General features: G+C 66.4%; 17 protein-coding genes. 6 read left to right on the top strand and 11 right to left on the bottom strand.

The annotated features are described in order from the left end of the window. The first annotated feature begins 48 nt into the window (after nucleotides 1–48). Together HNO53_RS00275 and chrA are read left to right on the top strand one after the other, a co-directional pair. A complete protein-coding gene (locus HNO53_RS00275; protein ID WP_209475194.1) occupies nucleotides 49–834 on the top strand; it encodes a LuxR C-terminal-related transcriptional regulator in 786 nt (261 codons plus the stop codon). A 152-nt stretch (nucleotides 835–986) separates the two neighbouring features. After that, a complete protein-coding gene (gene chrA, locus HNO53_RS00270; RefSeq protein ID WP_209475192.1) occupies nucleotides 987–2348 on the top strand; it encodes a chromate efflux transporter in 1362 nt (453 codons plus the stop codon). A 16-nt stretch (nucleotides 2349–2364) separates the two neighbouring features. Here chrA and HNO53_RS00265 read toward each other — a convergent pair whose 3' ends face one another. The 3 genes from HNO53_RS00265 to HNO53_RS00255 all read right to left on the bottom strand — a co-directional run bounded on the left by HNO53_RS00265 (nucleotide 2365) and on the right by HNO53_RS00255 (nucleotide 6435). Next, the gene (locus tag HNO53_RS00265; protein WP_209475190.1) at nucleotides 2365–2790 is read right to left on the bottom strand and encodes a hypothetical protein; all 426 of its coding nucleotides are present in this window, start codon (nucleotides 2788–2790) and stop codon (nucleotides 2365–2367) included. A 163-nt stretch (nucleotides 2791–2953) separates the two neighbouring features. Further along, a complete protein-coding gene (locus HNO53_RS00260) occupies nucleotides 2954–4009 on the bottom strand; it encodes a TRAP transporter substrate-binding protein (RefSeq protein ID WP_209478469.1) in 1056 nt (351 codons plus the stop codon). Between the two features lie 80 nt (nucleotides 4010–4089). After that, nucleotides 4090–6435, bottom strand: coding sequence for a cytochrome P450/oxidoreductase (locus tag HNO53_RS00255; protein ID WP_209475188.1), 2346 nt, complete (start codon nucleotides 6433–6435; stop codon nucleotides 4090–4092). Between the two features lie 199 nt (nucleotides 6436–6634). Between HNO53_RS00255 and HNO53_RS00250 the strand changes: the two genes are divergently transcribed. The 3 genes from HNO53_RS00250 (at nucleotide 6635) to HNO53_RS00240 (ending at nucleotide 9196) form a co-directional block, all read left to right on the top strand. Next, nucleotides 6635–7312, top strand: a complete 678-nt coding sequence (locus tag HNO53_RS00250) for an IclR family transcriptional regulator (RefSeq protein ID WP_209475186.1) — start codon at nucleotides 6635–6637, stop codon at nucleotides 7310–7312. 85 nt (nucleotides 7313–7397) lie between these two features. Next, nucleotides 7398–8426, top strand: a complete 1029-nt coding sequence (locus HNO53_RS00245) for an aspartate carbamoyltransferase (protein ID WP_209475184.1) — start codon at nucleotides 7398–7400, stop codon at nucleotides 8424–8426. A gap of 122 nt (nucleotides 8427–8548) precedes the next feature. Beyond that, entirely contained in the window at nucleotides 8549–9196 is a 648-nt protein-coding gene (locus HNO53_RS00240) for a hypothetical protein (RefSeq protein WP_209475182.1), read from the top strand. A 16-nt stretch (nucleotides 9197–9212) separates the two neighbouring features. Here the strand turns inward: HNO53_RS00240 and ruvX are convergent, their stop codons facing one another. Genes ruvX through gshB form a run of 4 tightly spaced genes read right to left on the bottom strand, consistent with a single transcriptional unit; the run spans nucleotide 9213 to nucleotide 12202 of the window. Continuing rightward, entirely contained in the window at nucleotides 9213–9671 is a 459-nt protein-coding gene (gene ruvX, locus HNO53_RS00235) for a Holliday junction resolvase RuvX (RefSeq protein ID WP_209475180.1), read from the bottom strand. Further along, nucleotides 9671–10243: a YqgE/AlgH family protein gene (locus HNO53_RS00230; RefSeq protein WP_209475178.1), complete on the bottom strand. Its 573-nt coding sequence runs from the start codon at nucleotides 10241–10243 to the stop codon at nucleotides 9671–9673. Before HNO53_RS00230 ends, ruvX begins: the two co-directional genes overlap by 1 nt. 53 nt (nucleotides 10244–10296) lie before the next feature. After that, the gene (locus tag HNO53_RS00225) at nucleotides 10297–11205 is read right to left on the bottom strand and encodes an energy transducer TonB (protein WP_209475177.1); all 909 of its coding nucleotides are present in this window, start codon (nucleotides 11203–11205) and stop codon (nucleotides 10297–10299) included. Between the two features lie 25 nt (nucleotides 11206–11230). After that, nucleotides 11231–12202: a glutathione synthase gene (gene gshB, locus HNO53_RS00220; protein WP_209475175.1), complete on the bottom strand. Its 972-nt coding sequence runs from the start codon at nucleotides 12200–12202 to the stop codon at nucleotides 11231–11233. Between the two features lie 181 nt (nucleotides 12203–12383). On the opposite strand from gshB, the gene HNO53_RS00215 reads away from it, so the two are divergent. Next, entirely contained in the window at nucleotides 12384–12929 is a 546-nt protein-coding gene (locus tag HNO53_RS00215) for a VOC family protein (protein ID WP_209475173.1), read from the top strand. Between the two features lie 32 nt (nucleotides 12930–12961). Here HNO53_RS00215 and HNO53_RS00210 read toward each other — a convergent pair whose 3' ends face one another. The 4 genes from HNO53_RS00210 to HNO53_RS00195 all read right to left on the bottom strand — a co-directional run bounded on the left by HNO53_RS00210 (nucleotide 12962) and on the right by HNO53_RS00195 (nucleotide 17089). Further along, nucleotides 12962–13708, bottom strand: coding sequence for a CvfB family protein (locus tag HNO53_RS00210; RefSeq protein ID WP_209475171.1), 747 nt, complete (start codon nucleotides 13706–13708; stop codon nucleotides 12962–12964). Nucleotides 13709–13807: 99 nt separating this feature from the next. Next, nucleotides 13808–15385 (bottom strand): aldehyde dehydrogenase (NADP(+)), encoded by a 1578-nt coding sequence (locus tag HNO53_RS00205; RefSeq protein ID WP_209475169.1) that lies wholly within the window; start codon nucleotides 15383–15385, stop codon nucleotides 13808–13810. A 94-nt stretch (nucleotides 15386–15479) separates the two neighbouring features. Then, nucleotides 15480–16235, bottom strand: coding sequence for a FadR/GntR family transcriptional regulator (locus tag HNO53_RS00200; protein ID WP_209475167.1), 756 nt, complete (start codon nucleotides 16233–16235; stop codon nucleotides 15480–15482). Between the two features lie 53 nt (nucleotides 16236–16288). Further along, entirely contained in the window at nucleotides 16289–17089 is an 801-nt protein-coding gene (locus HNO53_RS00195; RefSeq protein WP_209475165.1) for an NAD-dependent epimerase/dehydratase family protein, read from the bottom strand. Nucleotides 17090–17100 lie beyond the last annotated feature (11 nt).

Genomic DNA, 17100 nt, shown 5'->3' with positions numbered 1-17100 from the left:
CGGTGTCCCGCAAAAGCCAGGACAGCACGCAACGAGAGGCAGCGACATATGCGCGAACCCAGCGATGAACATGCCAGCGATTGGCCGGGGCTGATCCCGGCCATGGCCGAGTGCGTGGCGCGGCTGGGCGAGGCGGGTTTCGACGAGGCACTGCTGGCATTGCTGCGCCAGGCGGTGGGTATCGAGCAGTGCATGGTGTTCGCCTTCGACGGTCGCGACGAGGTCGACTGCCTGCTGGCGGATAACCGGCGCACGCCGCGCATGGCCGGTCGCCTGGCGGAGCTCTACACCGGCGGCCTGTTCCGCCAGGATCCCAACTACCAGCGCCTGCGCCAGCTGATGGCGGAAGAGGGCGAAGAGATCGGCGCGGAAGTCACGCCGATGCAGGCCGACGCCATGCCGGCAGCCTATCGCAGCCACCTGTTCGCCTTCCCCGACCTGGTCGACAAGGTCTCGCTGACCCTGCCCGGGGAGCAGAGCGTCTACTACCTCAACCTCTACCGTGGCCGCGAGGCCGGCCCCTTCGGTCGTGACGACCTCGCTCGCCTGGACGCCCTGGCGCCGCTGCTGGCCAGCCTGATGCGCCGCCACTACGGCCAGGCCAGGCCCATCTCGTTGCAGCGGGCGAGCCCCGAGGAGGCGGCCATCCTCGCCCCGCTCTCCGAGCGCGAGCGCCAGCTGTGCCTCTACCTGCTGCGCGGCCATACCCTCAAGACCGCCGCCGCCGAACTCGATATCGCCCTCTCCACTGCTGAAACCTATCGCAAGCGCGCCTATGCCAAGCTCGGCGTGCCCTCCAAGGCGCGGCTGGTGGCGCTGTGTCGTAGCAACTAATCCTCTCTTCGCGAGGGACAGCCATGAACGGGGCTGATTGCCTTGCCTCGCATATCGATGGCTGGCGCAGGCCTCCGGTGTAACCACACGACGCTGTCATCTAGAGCGGTTAAGATGGACGGCTTGGCTTCGAGTGCCTGAAGGAAGACCGCATGCTACCGCCCCTGCCACACGACGTTCCCTTCCGCGAGGCCGTGCACGTCTGGCTGCGCATTGCCCTGCTCAGCTTCGGCGGCCCGGCCGGGCAGATCGCCGTGATGCATCGCATCCTGGTCGAGGAGAAGCGCTGGATCGGCGAGCATCGCTTCCTGCATGCGCTCAACTACTGCATGTTGCTGCCGGGGCCGGAGGCACAGCAGCTGGCGATATATATCGGCTGGCTGATGCATCGCACCAAGGGCGGTCTACTCGCCGGCACGCTCTTCGTGATGCCCGGTTTCATCGCCATCCTGGCGCTCAGCTACCTGTATGCCGCGCTGGGTAATGTGGGCATGGTGGAGGGGCTGTTCTTCGGGTTGAAGGCGGCGGTGCTGGCCATCGTCATCAACGCGGTGGTGCGCATCGGCAAACGCGCACTACGCAACAACGCGATGTTGGGCATCGCCGCGGCGGCGTTCGTGGCGATCTTCTTTCTCGATATCGCCTTTCCGCTGATCATCCTGGGGGCGGCGCTGATCGGCTTCGTCGGCGGCAAGGCCGGCTCGCCGCTGTTTCGTGTCGGCGGCGGCCATGGTGCGGAGGAGGGCAGCGGTCTGGCCGACGGCGATTCCCTGCTCGGTGCCGAGCTGCCCGCACATGCGCGGCCCAATCGCGCCTGGTCGCTCAAGATATCGGCTATCTGCCTGACGCTGTGGCTAATGCCGGTGGCGCTGCTGCTGACGCTGGGGCCGGACAACGTGTTCAGCCAGATCGCCACCTTCTTCAGCCGGATGGCGGTGGTGACCTTCGGCGGTGCCTACGCAGTGCTGAGCTACGTGGCCCAGGCCGCGGTGCAGAACTACGGCTGGTTGGCGCCGGGTGAGATGCTCGACGGCCTGGGCATGGCCGAGACCACGCCCGGCCCGCTGATTCAAGTGGTGCAGTTCGTCGGCTTCATGGGCGCCTTCCGCGACGCCGCCCCCCTCGATCCGTGGCTGGCCGCGACCCTGGCAGCGGTGCTCACCACCTGGGTCACCTTCGTGCCCTGCTTTCTGTGGATTTTCCTCGGCGCCCCCTACGTGGAACGCCTGCGCGACAACGCCGCGCTGAGCGGCGCCATGACGGCGATCACCGCCGCGGTGGTGGGCGTGGTACTCAATCTGGCGGTATGGTTCGGCCTGCATGTGGTGTTCGCCGAGGTGGGCGAATGGCGCAGCGCAGGACTGCGCTTGCTGATACCCGACGTCGCCAGCCTGGACGTGGCCGCCCTGGTGCTGTCGGTGGCGGCCCTACTGGCGATCTTCCGCTTCGGCGTGGGCATGCTCAAGGTGCTGGGGGCCTGCGCCCTGGCCGGGGTGCTGCTGTCGCTGTGGTGATCGCCGGCAGGCGACGTCAGGCCGTCTCGGCCAGGCGCTCGAAGGCCGCCGCATTGGGGCAGAAGGCACGGCACTCGTCGAGCCCTGCATTCCGGCGCATGGCGCCCCAGCAATGACCGGCCACCGGGCAGGCGTTGCAGTTGCCGCGCAGGCTGGGGTAACTGGCATGCTCGGCGACGCTGGTCGGCTCGAGGCCGAAGCGCTGCAGCATGGCCGGCATCAGCGTCTCGGCCGGCACGAAGGCACGAAAGCCGCCACGGTCGAGGTGACGCGCCATCTCGCGTTCGAAGGCGGGTTCCAGCGGCGTCTCGAGGTCCTTGAGCATCTCGCTGTAGACCTGCGGCGACTCCGCCTCGATGTCGCGTACCAGCCGGCGCGTAGAAGCGCGGTAGCTGCCCTCGCAGAGACGGTTCCACCATGTGTTCTTGGCTGCCTGGCTCATGCTACCTCTCCTTCTCGGTGCGTTTCCCGCAGTATCGACTCCCGAGCTCTCGGCAGCATTGACCGAGGTCAAAATAGTTTCAATTGAAACTTAAATCGCACTAGCCATGACGCAGCGAGCGCGGCCATGGCCGCGCTCGCAGAGTCGTCTTGGGGTGGTCGGATCAAGCCTCGGGATCAATAACCTCGTCGGCGGAGAGCCCCTCCTCGCCTTGGGCGGCATCGAGCTGCTCGAAGAAGTAGGCGTGTGCCGCCTCGCCGTCGATGCCCTTCTGCTCGGCCGTTTCCATCCAGGCCTCCGGTAGATCGGCCACCATCTGCTGGAAGCGCTCGATCTCCTCGGCGGGCAGCTCGACAAAGGTATTGCCTTGCTGCCTGGCAAACTCGATGCCACGCACGTCGACCACATCCATCATGTAGCCGAACAGGCGCGAGAGTTTTTCGCCGGAAACGTTCTGGATCGCCTCGCGATCCTCGGCGGAGAGCGAGGCCCAGGTGTCGGGATTGATCACCAGTGAGAAGCTGCCGCGATAGAAGCCGCCCGGCATCTGCACCGTGTAGGGCAACACCTCGGCCAGGCGAAAGCTCTTCAGCCCTTCCAGCGTCAGCATGGCACCGTCGATGACCCCCTGGGTCGCAGCCTCGTAGGTGCTGGCCGGCGGCAATGCCACCCCGGTGAGCGCCAGCGCGTTGGAGATATCGCCCATCACCCCGCCACCGATACGCACGCGCTTGCCGTCGAGGCCATCGAGGCTGTCGATCGATTCGTTGAGAAACAGCGAGCCCGGACCGTGCACCCCCACGCCGATCACCTCGACGCCGCGATGCTCGCCGGCCTCGGCGAAGTACTCGTTGTGAGTGCGCCAGTAGGCTACCGAGGCGGCTTCGGAGGAGAAGTCTTCGAAGGTCGGGAATTCGGGCAGCTTGGTCAGCTCGAAGCGCCCCGGCATCAGGCCGTGGAACAACCAGGTGACGTCGGCCACGCCGTCGGCGATCAGCTCCATCTGGGCGTTGGGCGGGCCCATGTCGTGGACCACGTTGACGGTGACGCGCCCCTCGGTGGCATCCTCCACCCACTTGCCCCAGGTTGGCCAGACGATGGTATTGACGCCGTGGTTGGGGCCGGCCCAGGTGCTCACCGTGAGTTCGGTGGCCGCGGCGCCCTGGAAGGCGCCCAAGGAGAGGGTGGTGAGCACGGTCAGTGTCGCGAGCTTGTGCATCTTCATTTTCATTGTCGTTCCTCGTGAGTCCCGATTGTCAGGGTTGGCGTACGTCTTGCGTGTTGTGGTTGTGTTGGGGATTAGAGAGCCAGAACGAGCTTTTTCCCCTTCGCCCTTGAGCAGCAGCTCATCAACCGATCCTGGCCGGCGCGCTCGGCAGCGGTGAGCACCTTGTCGCGATGATCGATCTCGCCCTCCACCACCTCGACCTGGCAGGAGCCGCACAGGCCCTCTTCGCAGTCGCTGGGCACGTCGACACCGGCGGCACGCAGCGCCTGCAGCAGGGTGCGGTCCGCAGCCACCTCGACGACGAGCTCGGAGTCGGTGAGTTCGACCTCGAAGGCGTGCTCGTGCTCCGGGTCCAGCAGTGCGCCCTCGGCAGTGAAGTGCTCCACGCGCAGGCTGCCCTCCGGCCATTGGGCGGTGCCGGCTTCCAGCGCCGCTAGCAGGCGCTCGGGGCCGCAGGCATAAAGCAGCGTACCGTCGCGGGGCTCGGCGAGCAGGGCGGCGAGATCGAGCCGTGCCCCCTCGGCCTTGGGATAAAGCCGCAGGGCATCACCGTGGTCGCGCTCGAGCCGTTCGATGAAGGCCATGCTGGAGCGCGAGCGGCCGGCATAGTGCAGTTCAAAGGGCTTGCCCAGCCGCTTGAGGCGGTCGGCCATGGCGATGATCGGCGTGATGCCGATACCGCCGGCGATGAGCACGTAGCGGTCGGCCGTCTCGTCGAGGCGGAAGTGGTTCTTGGGCCCCCGCAGGCGCAGGGGCATGCCCGGTTTCAGGTGCTCGTGGATCCACGCCGAGCCACCGCGCCCGGCCTCCTCGCGCAGCACGGCGACCTGCAGCCAGTAGGAATCGTCCGTCTCGCCGCACAGCGAATACTTGCGCACGTAGTCGTCCACGATCAGGTCGACATGGGAGCCGGGGCTCCACTCCGGCACGCGGCGCCCATGCGGATCCTCCAGGGCGATCTGCAATACGCCTTCGGCGGCGAGTTGCACCTTGGCGACGACCATTTCGCGGGCGATGTCCTGGCGCGACGGTGCCCCGACGGAGAAGTCGCGCTGGGCGTCGCGCACCGCCGGGTCGCGACGCTCCGGATTGCGTGCCGGGTCCCAGCGTACCCACAGCGCCTCGGGACCGCGAAACGACGTATTGGGCAGGAAAGTGAACTCCTGCTCCTCGAGTTCCAAGTGCGGCAGGCGGCGGGTGAACTCCTCGAGGAAGATACGCATCTCCATGCGCCCCAGGTTCTTGCCCATGCACTGGTGGCTGCCATAGCCGAAGGTGAGATGGTCGACGGCGTTGTCGCGGTAGATGTCGAGTTCGTCGGGGTTCTCGAAGTGGGCCGGATCGTGGTTGGCCGAGGCGGTGACCATCAGGATCTTGCCGCCCTCGGGGATGGTCACGCCGCCCACTTCCACCTCGCGAGTGGCGATGCGCCGCCAGGCCACCACCGAGCCGGAATGGCGCAGGCACTCCTCGGCCGCGGCGGGGATCAGCGCCGGGTTGTCGCACAGATCGGTCCACACTTCGGGGCGCGCGAGCAACTGGCGGAAGGCGTTGGCGGTGGCCAACGCCGTGGTCTCGTGGGCGGCGACGATGATCGCCATCATCATCGAGTGCAGGTAGTTGTCGGTGACGATGTCCGGCTTGTGCCGGTTCTTCTCGATCATGTCGTACATCCAGCCGTGCCCCTCCGGCCGGGCCTGCATCTTCCTCAGTACCTCACCGGAGTACTGCCAGAACTTGCCGACACCCTCGGCCACCTCGACCTGCTGCTCCGGCGAGGGGCGTCCCCAGGTATTGAGCGTATGGGCGACGGAGAAGCGCCGCAGTTGCTCCATGTCCTCCTCGGGCACTCCGAGGAAGTGCAGCGCCACGGTAAGCGGCACCTCCCAGAACATTTCGGCGACCAGGTCGGCTTGGCCGCGGTCGATGATCGCGTCGAGCTTCTCGCGCACCAGGCGGCGCACCATCGGGGCATGAGCCTCCAGCGCCTCGGGTGAGAAAGCCTCGAGCAGCTCGCGGCGCCGCGCCATGTGAGCCGGCTCGTCCTCGTTCACCAGAGTACGGTTCATGCCGTAGTCGTAGCTCTCGAGCACCGCCAGGGCCTCATCGCTCGCCGGAGTGATCTTCTCCAGCGCAATCGACGGCGAAAAGGTGAGGTTGTCGCGGAAGATCGCCTTGATGTCGTCGTAACGGCTGACGACCCAATAGCCGAGCTTGGGGCTGTAGAACACCGGCTCCTGCTCGCGGGACCAGCGCAGCGCCTCGGCGGGGTCGAGCTGGTAGGGGCGGTCGAAGGGATCGAAGGCCGCCGCCCGGGGCGACACGGGGCAAGCGTCGGGCGCCAACGCCGGCTCATCGCCGCTGTGAAAGGGGCAGCCGCTCGCACCGCTAGCGTTCCGCTGTGTTGCTGATGTCATGAGGCCTCCCGCGTGGCTGTCGCCTGAATCGTTGCTGTCATGCGTGGCTGGGCTTTCCTGTCGAATTGTTTTACTTTTATCGCACACTTGGTATCGTTTAACGAACACGTAAGGAAACATAGGCAGTTTGCCCGGGGACGTCAATCCCGCCGGCTGCGCTACCATGCACTGCCAACATCAACTCGAGAGATGCCGTTCGATGGCTACCACCCTGCAAACCCTGGACCGCGGCCTGCACGCGCTGGAAATCGTCGCCGAACACGCCGAGGGCATCAGCGTCGCCGAACTCGCCGAGCGGCTCGACGTGCACCGCGCCATCGCCTATCGCATCGTCACCACCCTGGAACAGCACGGCCTGGTGGCACGTACCAGCGAGGGCGCGCTGCGCCTGGGCGCCGGCATCTCGCTGCTGGCCTCGCGCTTCGAGCCGCAGCTGCGCGGCGTGGCCCAGCCGCTGTTGCAGGCGCTGGCCAAGGCGACCCGAGCCACCGCCTTCGTCTCGGTGGCCCAGGGCGAAGAGTGCGTTGTGCTGCTGGTGGCGGAGCCGGAGGAGGGCCTATTGCGGGTGGGCTATCGGGTCGGTAGCCGCCATCCGCTGTCGCTGGGGGCGGCGGGTATCGCCATCCTGGCTGGCCGTGCGCCGCGTGCGGACGACAGCGAGGAGGTGCGTCAGGCGCGAGCCGACGGCTACAGCTTGACCCGCGGCCAGCTGCAGCGCGGCGCAGTGGGGGTAGCCAGCCCCGTGGCCACGCCGCAGTTTCGCCCCGGCATCGAGGCCTGTGTGGGGGTGGTGGCGATGGACGACCTCGATACCGAGCGGGCGATAGGCGAAGTGAAGGCTTACGCACACGAGTTGGCCGAACTGCTCGGCCGTTGAGCCTCATGTCGTCGCACGCTGTGAAGCGCGGCCTCGGTGGCGTTACACTACGGGCCATCCTTCGCTGCCACCTTCGAGGCCCTCGATGAGTCGCCACCTGCTCTCCGTCGATTCCCTGACCCGCGAAAGCGTCGACCACCTGATGCGCGTCGCCGCCCGCATGGAGCCCATCGCCCAACGCCGCCAGGTCACCCGGGTGCTGGAGGGCGCCGTGCTCGGCAACCTGTTCTTCGAGGCCAGTACCCGCACCCGGGTCAGCTTCCATGCCGCCTTCTGCCGCCTGGGCGGCAGCGTGTGCGACACCACCGGCTTCACCTTCTCCTCCATGGCCAAGGGCGAGTCGCTCTACGACACCAGCCGGGTGATGAGCGGCTACTGTGACGCCATCGTCATGCGCCACCCCGACCAGGGCTCGGTAGCGGAGTTTGCCGCCGCCACCCACGTGCCGGTGATCAACGGCGGCGACGGCCCCGGCGAACACCCCAGCCAGGCGCTGCTCGACTTCTATACCATCGACAAGGAGTTCACCCGGCTGGGCAAGCAGCTCGCCGGCGCCCACGTACTGCTCACGGGCGATCTCAAGTACGGCCGTACCGTGCACTCACTGATCAAGCTGCTGTCGCTCTACGATCCCATGCGCATCACCCTGGTAGCGCCGCCGGGGCTGGAGATGCCCGATTACCTCATCGAGCTGGTCGCCTCCCGCGGCCACCGCGTCGAAGAACGTACCAGCCTGGCCGACGACTACGCGGACGTGGACGTGGTCTACACCACCCGCATCCAGAAGGAGCGCTTCACCGCCGAGATGAGCGAAGGCTTCAGCCTGTCGCGTGACTTCACCGTCGACCGCGCCTTCATGGACCAGCGCTGCGGCCGCGACACCATCGTCATGCATCCGCTGCCTCGCGACAGCCGCCCGGATGCCAACGACCTCGACGTGGATCTCAACGGCGATCCGCGCCTGGCGATATTCCGCCAGACCGACAACGGCATTCCGGTACGCATGGCGATCTTCGCCACTCTGCTGCAGGTGGAAGAGCTGATCGAAAAGGACCTGCGTCCGGTACGCTGGTTCGTTCCCGAGCGGGTCGGCGTCGACGATCCTGCCCTGTGACTAGGCAGCCAACGCTCGGCATCGCTATGCTGAGGACGAACGGAACCTGACGAACTCGAAGAACACTCTTTAATAACAATGGCGTTGCCCACCAAGGCAGCCGGAGAAAGGAGATGTGACGCATGAACCTGGAACGAGCGTACATACTGCTGGCGGTGTTCTATAGCGTGCTGGTGGCAATCGGCGTCATTGCCCTGCTGGTGGGCGGCGGCCCGATCTGGGGCGTGGCGACGGTGGGCCTGGGGGCGCTGGTCGCTGCCGGACTGTGGGGGCATACCACGGGCAAGCCGGTGATGAATCCGCGTATGTGGCGTCCGCTGGCAGGCATCCTCGCGGCCGCCTTCGTGGTGCAGTTTTTTGCCGTGTTCGCGCTGCATCCCCCCGGTGCCGAGTTGGCCTGGCTGCTGACCGGCGCCATCTTCTCCGTACTGCCGGCGATCATGCTGTTCCAGTACGGCAAGCGGGACCAGGAGGTGTGGGCCACGCCCGAGGAGCGCGAAGGCGGCAAGATGCTCGACGACCTGCTGAGCCGACAGCGCGAGCTGGTGCTGGAAAAGCAGGAGGTCGACCGCCAGGCCACGGTCAAGCTGACCAAGGCCGGCAATGCCTATCGCGCCAGCGTCACCCGCGGCTACGGTGGCCAGGTGGAGCGCTTCGAGGAGAGTTTCACCTGCCCCGCCACCCTGGCCTTCTTCGTGCTCAAGTACACCTGCATCTCGGTGAAGGACATCGCCGCGCAGTACGACGAGGAACGGGTACTGACCACCTGAGCCCTGCCCGGGCCTGTCATCCACGCGCCGACAGGCCCTCACGGCGGGCGAACCAGCTCTCCAGGATGAGCACCGCCGCAATACCGTCGACGCCATCGTCGCGGTAGCTCTTGGCGGGGTTGCGCAGCCGCCCCGACTCACGGGCGATGGCCTTGGCCTCGCGGGTGGAGCCGCGCTCGTCGACCATTTCGCAGGGCTTGCCGTAGCGACCGTAGAGGCGCTTGCCGAACTTGCGTGCCCGCGTGCTCATCTCCGACTCGCTGCCGTCCATGTTGAGCGGCAGCCCCACCACGAACAGGTCGGGCTGCCACTCCTCGACCAGCCGCGTGACCACGTCCCAGTTGGGAATGCCGTCGCGGGCCGGCAGCGGTTCGAGCTGGCGGGCGCTGGCGAGCAGTTCGTTACCCACCGCCACGCCGATGCGGCGAGTGCCGAAGTCGAAGGCCAGGATCAGGCGCGCTCCCGCATCGGCCATTACGAGTGCCCGGCCTCCCGCGACATCAGGTTCAGGTCGATACCGAGAATGCCGGCGGCGGCACTCAGGCGCTGCTCCGGTGGGATCTTGAACAGGATTTCCGCCTGAGCCTCGACGGTAAGCCAGGCGTTGTCCTTGAGTTCCTGCTCGAGCTGACCCGCCTCCCAGCCGGCGCAGCCGAGGCACACCAGAAACTCCTCAGGGCCGTCCCCCGCGGCCAGCGCCAGCAGAATGTCCATGGAGGTGGTGAGGGCGATGTCATCATCGACCTGGATACTGGAATCCCAGGGCTCGCTGGAACCGCGATGCAGGATGAAGCCACGATCCTTGTGGGTCGGGCCGCCGTAGTAAACCGGCGCGTTGCGATGCGGACTCTCTTCGCCGTCGAGTTCGAGCTGCTCGAACAGCGCATCGAGAGTGATCTCCAGCGGCCGGTTGACGATGACCCCCATGGTGCCGTTCTCGTCGTGGTCGCAGAGATAGCTGAGGGTGCCGGTAAAGTTGGGGTCTTCCAGGTGCGGCATCGCCAGCAAAAAGTGATGTCTCAAGCCTAGGTTTTGCACGGATTGCATGGGACTCCCGGGCGGCGATGTTGGGCCGAGGAAACACGATATGGCCGTTTCCTTTAGCGCACGCCAAAATGGTTGCCTTGTCCGAACCGCCAGACGCGGGTGATTGAGAGGCTGTCCAGCTCTCCCATGGTGCTGTCGAAGGGCCGGTAGGGCCCGGCACCGTGCACGGTTTCCAACGCCGCCTGATCGAGTTCGGTATGTCCTGAGGATTGTACCACCTCCGCCTGGCGAAGCTGACCATCGCGTCCGATCACCACGCGAATGCGCAGCTGGCCGTGCAGGTGGCTCGGCGCCGGATGAACTCGGTTGCCATAGTCTTCGACGCGACGGGTCCAGTCGTCGATGTAGCGCGCCTCCGCGGCGCGCTGCGCGGCGGGTCGCGACAGGTCGTCGGCAGGCCCGGCGATGTTGGCATCTAGCCCCTGCTGACGAATGCTGCGGGTGGCCTGCGCCAGCAGATCGCGGCCCGTTGCCGTGGGCGCCTCAGCGACCTGCTCTGCCGACGATTCCGATGCCTCGGGAGCGCTCTCGCGAGCCTCCGCCTGCGATGAGGCTTCGCTGGCCGGCTCGGCGTCGGCTGGGGTCTCGTCGACGACTTCGGGCTCGCTGGCGGGCCGTTCGGCCTGAGCAGCCGGCTCCACAACGCTGCCCGGCGCCTCGAGTACCGGCACTTCGTCAATCGCACTCGCCCGCTGTTCGGCAGGCGCCTCGGCGGTCTCCACGCCGGCGGCTTCCTGGCTCGTGTCGGCAATGGCCCGCGCCTCTACCGGCGCCTCGGCCGGGCGAGTCACCAGCACCACGTCGAGGCTGGAGCGCTCGGCCGGTGGCGGTGCAAACGGCCGGCTCGCCACCAGCCCGATCAGCAGCAGATGCAACAGCAGCGCGAGCGACAGCGCCAGCCAGCGGCGGTAGGGCCGCGTGACCGGTGCATAGTGGATCGGGTCGCTGATCGAGGCCACCATGGGCGGTCTCATCCTCCTCGTACTGCTATGCCTGGGAGCGCTGCGCCAGGCGCCGCTCGATGGCCTCCATCAACAGGCCGGCGATGTCGGTGCCCCGTTGGTCGTCGATCTCGCGCACGCAGGTGGGGCTCGTCACGTTGATCTCGGTGATGTAATCGCCGATCACGTCGAGTCCGACGAACATCAGCCCCTTTTCGCGAATCATCGGCTGTACCTGTTCGATCAGCCAGTGATCGCGTTCGGTCAGTTCACGACTGATGCCGGTGCCGCCGGCAGCCAGGTTGCCGCGGGTTTCGCCGGCCATCGGCACCCGGGCCAGACCGAAGGGCACCGGCTCACCGTCCACCAGCAGAATACGCGTATCGCCGTCCTTGATCTCGGGGATGTAGCGCTGGGCCATGATCTGGCGCTGGCCGCGCTCGGTCAGCATCTCGATAATGGCACCGAGGTTCCGCCCTTCGGGACGAACGTGGAAGATTCCGCTGCCGCCCATGCCATCGAGCGGCTTGAAGATGACATCCTGGTGTTCGGCATGGAAAGCGCGCAGTACCGTCTCGCTGCACGACACTACCGTCGGCGTACAGCACTGCGGAAACTGCTGGGCGAACAGCTTCTCGTTGCATTCCAGCAGCGCTCGCGTGGGATTGACCACCAGCACGCCCTCGCGTTCCGCGAAACCCAGCAGATGCACGGCGTTGAGAAAGTGCGCATCGACCGGCGGATCCTTGCGCATCAGGATCACATCGAGCTCGGCCAGCGGGCGCTGCTCCGGCGCTCCCAGCGCGTACCAGTCGTCGGGATTGCGGAAGGCGGCGAGATCGCGCATGCGCGCATGGGCGCGGCCGTCGCGCAGGAAGAGATCCTCCTGCTCCATGTAGTGCAGCGACCAGCCGCGCTCCTGGGCCGCCCACAGCATGGCCAGGGTAGTGTCCTTCTTGTAGGTGAGGTGGGCAATGGAGTCCATCACCACGCCCACCCGCAGGGGTCGTTCGCTCATCTGTTGGCTCATCGGCACCGTTTCCATCGTGATGCGGGAAATGAGCGCAGTATGACCCAGGGTTTCCGGCAACACCAAGGCAGCTTGACAGGGCGCACCAAGCCTCCTATTTTAGTTTCAAATGAAACTAAAATTACGAACCGCTCCCTGACGCTCCCCGCCCATTACCGCGAGCCCCGTCATGATCGAACTCCAGCAGATCCACCACGTCGCCTATCGCTGCCGCGATGCCAAGGAAACCGTCGAGTGGTACCAGGACAAGCTCAACATGGACTTCCTGGTCGCCATCGCCGAAGACCGCGTGCCCTCCACCAAGGCGCCGGACCCCTACATGCACCTGTTCCTGGACGCCGGCAACGGCAACATCCTGGCCTTCTTCGAACTGCCCAATTCGCCGGAGATGGGGCGCGATCCCAACACGCCGGAATGGGTCCAGCACATCGCCTTTCGCGTCGCCGACGAGGCCGCACTGCTCTCCGCGAAGGAGGAACTGGAGCGCAAGGGCGTGGAGGTGGTCGGTCCCACCGAGCACGGCATCATCCGCTCGATCTATTTCTTCGACCCCAACGGCCATCGCCTGGAGCTGACCTATGTGAAGGGCACGCCGGAGCAGATGCGCCAGCTCAAGGAAGTGGCGCCGGCGATGATCGAGGAGTGGTCGAAGACCAAGCGCGCGCCCAAGCATGCCGCCTGGCTACACGAGGAGGAGTTCAAGGCGCTCGACTGAGCACCCTATCGAGAGGTCTCGGGCGGCTCGAACTATATCGACTCGCTCGAAGCGCCGGGCGTCAGGCGGATACCGCTCTCCTCGATGACGATCAGGCGGCGCTTGTAGAGCCGCCCGATGGCCTGCTTGAAGGCGTTCTTGCTCACCCCCAGGCGCGTCTTGATCGCCGTGGCATCGCTGCTGTCTGAGAGCGGCAGATAGCCGCCGCTTTCGCGCAGCGCCTTGAGCACCTGCTCGCCTACCACGTCGAGGCGCGCCGGCCCCGGCGGCAGCAGCGAGAGGTCGAGCCGACCATCGTCACGCACGCGCTTCACGTAGCCCGTGACCCGCTGGCCACGGCGCAGCGGCCGAGTGACGTCGTCGCGGTAGAGCAGCCCCCAGAAGCGATGATCGACCACCGCCTTGTAGCCGAGGTCGGTAACGTCGGCGATGACTAGTTCCACCGCGTCGCCCGGCGCCAGCCCCGTCGCCTCGTCCTGCACGAAGCGATCGAGCTTCTGCGAGGCCACCGGCCGCCCCTGCTGATCCTCGTAGAGCCGTACCAATACCCGCTTGCCAGGGGTGGGACGGAAGCGCTGCTCGCCGAAGGGCAGCAGCACGTCCCGCGCATGGCCCCAGTCGAGAAAGGCACCGGTCTCGTTGAGCGTGACCACCTCCAGGTAGGCCACCTCGCCGATCTGGGCCTTGGGCGTGCGCGAGGCGCGCTCACGCTGACGGTCCGATGAAGGCCTTGGAGAATTCGGACTACCCTGGCGACGGTCGTTGGGAGAAAAGGCCATGCATGACTCCGCAGGTGAGTAGGCAGCCATTATGGCAAATGCGGGAGAAAAAAGGCGGCCCGAAGGCCGCCATAAGTTCCAGTCATTCAAGTGTTGGCGCTATGCCTCGCGCTTACCGTCCACCAGGCGTGACACACCCCAGGGGTTGCCGTCACGCAGCGGCTCGGGCAGCAACCCCTGCGGCAGCGCCTGGTAGCACACCGGGCGCAGGAAGCGGAAGATCGCCGCGCTGCCCACCGAGGTAGTGCGGCTGTCGGAGGTGGCCGGGTAGGGCCCGCCGTGGACCATGGCGTGGCATACCTCGACGCCCGTCGGCCAGCCATTGGCGAGGATCCTGCCGGCCTTGCGCTCGAGAGTCGGCAGCAGCGCCTTGGCCGCGTCGAGGTCGCCATCGTCCATCTGCAGCGTGGCGGTGAGCTGGCCTTCGAGCTGGCTCGCCACGCGCTTCACTTCCGCCAGGTCGGCGCACTCGATCACCAGCGAGGTGGCGCCGAACACTTCTTCCTGCAGCTCGGTGTCAGCGAGGAAGTCCGCGGCCGCGGTGACGTAGAGCCCCGCCTGGCACGGATTCGCCGATTCACCAGCCTGGCCGCGGGCGATTTCGCGTACCTTGCTGTTGCTCGAAAGCCGACCCACGCCCTGCTGGTAGGCGTCGTGGATGCCCGGGGTGAGCATGGTCTGGGCGGCGCTGCCCTTGAGCGCATCGCCCGCGGCCTCGACGAAGGCGGATAGCTCAGGCCCCTTCACCGCAACCACCAGCCCGGGGTTGGTGCAGAACTGCCCGGCGCCCATGTTGAGCGAGGCGACGAAGCCCTCGGCGATCTGCGCCCCACGGGCACGTAACGCCTCCGGCAGCAGGAACACCGGGTTGATCGAACTCATCTCGGCGTAGACCGGGATCGGCTGCGGGCGGGCCTGGGCGGTCTTCATCAGCGCGGTGCCGCCGCCGCGGGAGCCGGTGAAGCCGACGGCTTGAATGCGCGGGTCGGCCACCAGCGCCTGGCCGATCTCGCGGCCCGAACCGAACAGCAGCGAGAACACGCCCTCCGGCAGGTCGCTCTTCTCGACGGCGCGCTGCACCGCACGACCCACCAGCTCCGAGGTGCCGGGATGGGCGGAGTGGCCCTTGACCACCACCGGGCAGCCGGCAGCCAGTGCCGAGGCGGTGTCGCCGCCGGCCACGCTGAAGGCCAGCGGGAAGTTCGAGGCGCCGAACACGGCGACGGGGCCGAGCGGAATGTGACGCTGGCGCAGGTCGGCGCGGGGCATCGGCTCACGCTCGGGCAGGGCTGGGTCGAGGCGTAGGTCGAGCCACTCGCCGGCGCGCACCACCGAGGCGAACAGGCGCAGCTGGCCGCAGGTACGGCCGCGCTCGCCCTCGAGGCGCGCCCGGGGCAGGCCGGTCTCGGCCATGGCGCGCTCGATCAGTTCGTCGCCGATGGCCTCGATCTCGGAGGCCGCGGTCTCGAGAAAGGCGGCGCGCGCTTCGAGGGTGGTCTCGCGGTAGCTGGCAAAGGCCGCCTCGGCGAGTTCGCAGGCGCGCTCGACCTCGGCCTTGCCGCCCCCTGCATAGGTGGGCGCGAGGGTCTCGCCGGTGGCGGGATTGACGGCGTTGATGGGCTGGGAACTGCCGCTGACGGCTTCGCGGCCGATCAGCATCTTGCCTTCCAGGGACATGTTGGGCTCCTGTCTTTCGGTATCGCATGGCCAGGAGAGCCGTCGGCCAGGCTTTCTGGTACTTAGGCTTCCTGGTACTTAGGCTTCCTGATACTTAGGCTTCCTGATACTTGGCATACATGGTTCGGGCGCGGTGGAGATGCTGGTACATCATTTCTCGCGCCGCTTGGGGGTCGCGGGCCAGGATTGCCTCGAGAATATAGGTGTGCTCTTCCTCGACCCGAGCGAGGTATTTGTCGGTGGCCGCGGTGTTGATCTCGATGCTCATCAGCTTGGCGCGGGGAATCACGCTCTGGCTGAGCTGCTCGTAGAACACCTTGAAGAAGGGATTCTTGGTGGCGGCGGCAATGGCATAGTGGAATTCATAGTCCTCCTCGCGAGCCTGTGACTTCGCCGCACGCGCCTCGATGAAGGCCCGGTGTTTGTCTTGCAGGATGCGACGATCCTCGTCGTCGTGCCGCTCGGCGGCCAGCGCCGCCGCTGCCGGTTCGAGATTGAGGCGCAGCTCGAGCACATGCAGGATGTCCTCGACGGTGGTCGGGCTGATGCGTTTCGCCGGCATCGCCTCGACGCTGGTCGAGCGCAGCACGGTGGTACCGACGCCGCGGCGGGTCTCGACCAACCCCAGCGACTTGAGATGCGTGATGGCCTCGCGGATCACCGTGCGGCTGACGCCGAAAGATTCGCACAAGCGGCTCTCGGTGGGCAGCTTCTCGCCCACCTTGACCTGCTCCTGAAGGATCAACGCTTCGAGCTGGTCGGCGACATGCAGGGAAAGGCTGCCTTCACGAGAAAGCTTCTGAATCTTGAGCGGTTTCAAGTCAGCCGTGATGTCGGATCTAGCGGCCATATCGCCATCCTATCGGTCGGATCATCGTTGTAAGTCTCGACGCCAGGCTTCGGTCATCGGTCGTCGGGGTGCCCGGACGTGGCAAAGGGCCCACCTTGGTAGATGACCGCCGGATCCGTGGGGTCGAGATTCGCATCGAGCGCTTCCATCTCCTCGCGCCAGGGCTCCGAGCTGTCCTTCGGCACCCAGCCGAGGAAGGCGGCCTTGCCGTTGTCCCACCAGCGTTCGGCATTGTTCGAGAATCCGTAGACCACGGTATAGGCCAACCGGGGCGTGACGAGGGCCCGCTCCACCAGGCTGACGAAATCCTCGGCGCTGAGCCAGATCGCCAGCTTACGCGTATCGGTCGGCTTGGGGTGGCACCAGCCGATGCGCACGCTGAGCGTCTCGATGCCGAACTTGTCATGGTACAGGCATGCCAGGTCCTCACCGAAACACTTGGTCACGCCGTAGAGCGAGTCGGGGCGATGCGGCACGTCGGTGTCGATCCGCTGCGTGCGCTCGTAATAGCCGGTGGTGTGGTTGGAACTGGCGAAGATCACCCGCGGCTTGCCGTGCCGACGCACCGCCTCGTAGAGGTTGTAGGTGCCGACGATGTTGGCCTGCAGCAGGCTCGCCCAGGGTTTCTCCACCGATACGCCACCCAGATGGATGATTGCGTCGCAGCCTTGGACCAGCTCACCCACCGCCTCGGCGTCGGCGAGATCGCACGGCATGAGCTCTTCGTGGCTGGCCGCTTCGCCGAGATCGGCGATGTCCGACAGCCGCACCGTGCGCGCCAGCTTCGCCAGATGGGGCCGGATAATGCGGCCCATGCCGCCGGCGGCTCCCGTTACCAACAGACGATCAATCATGCATTTTCCTC

Origin of the sequence: Billgrantia antri (genome assembly GCF_017868935.1) — a bacterium.
Classification (GTDB): domain Bacteria; phylum Pseudomonadota; class Gammaproteobacteria; order Pseudomonadales; family Halomonadaceae; genus Halomonas; species Halomonas antri.
This window is presented reverse-complemented; position numbering and strand designations above follow the sequence as displayed.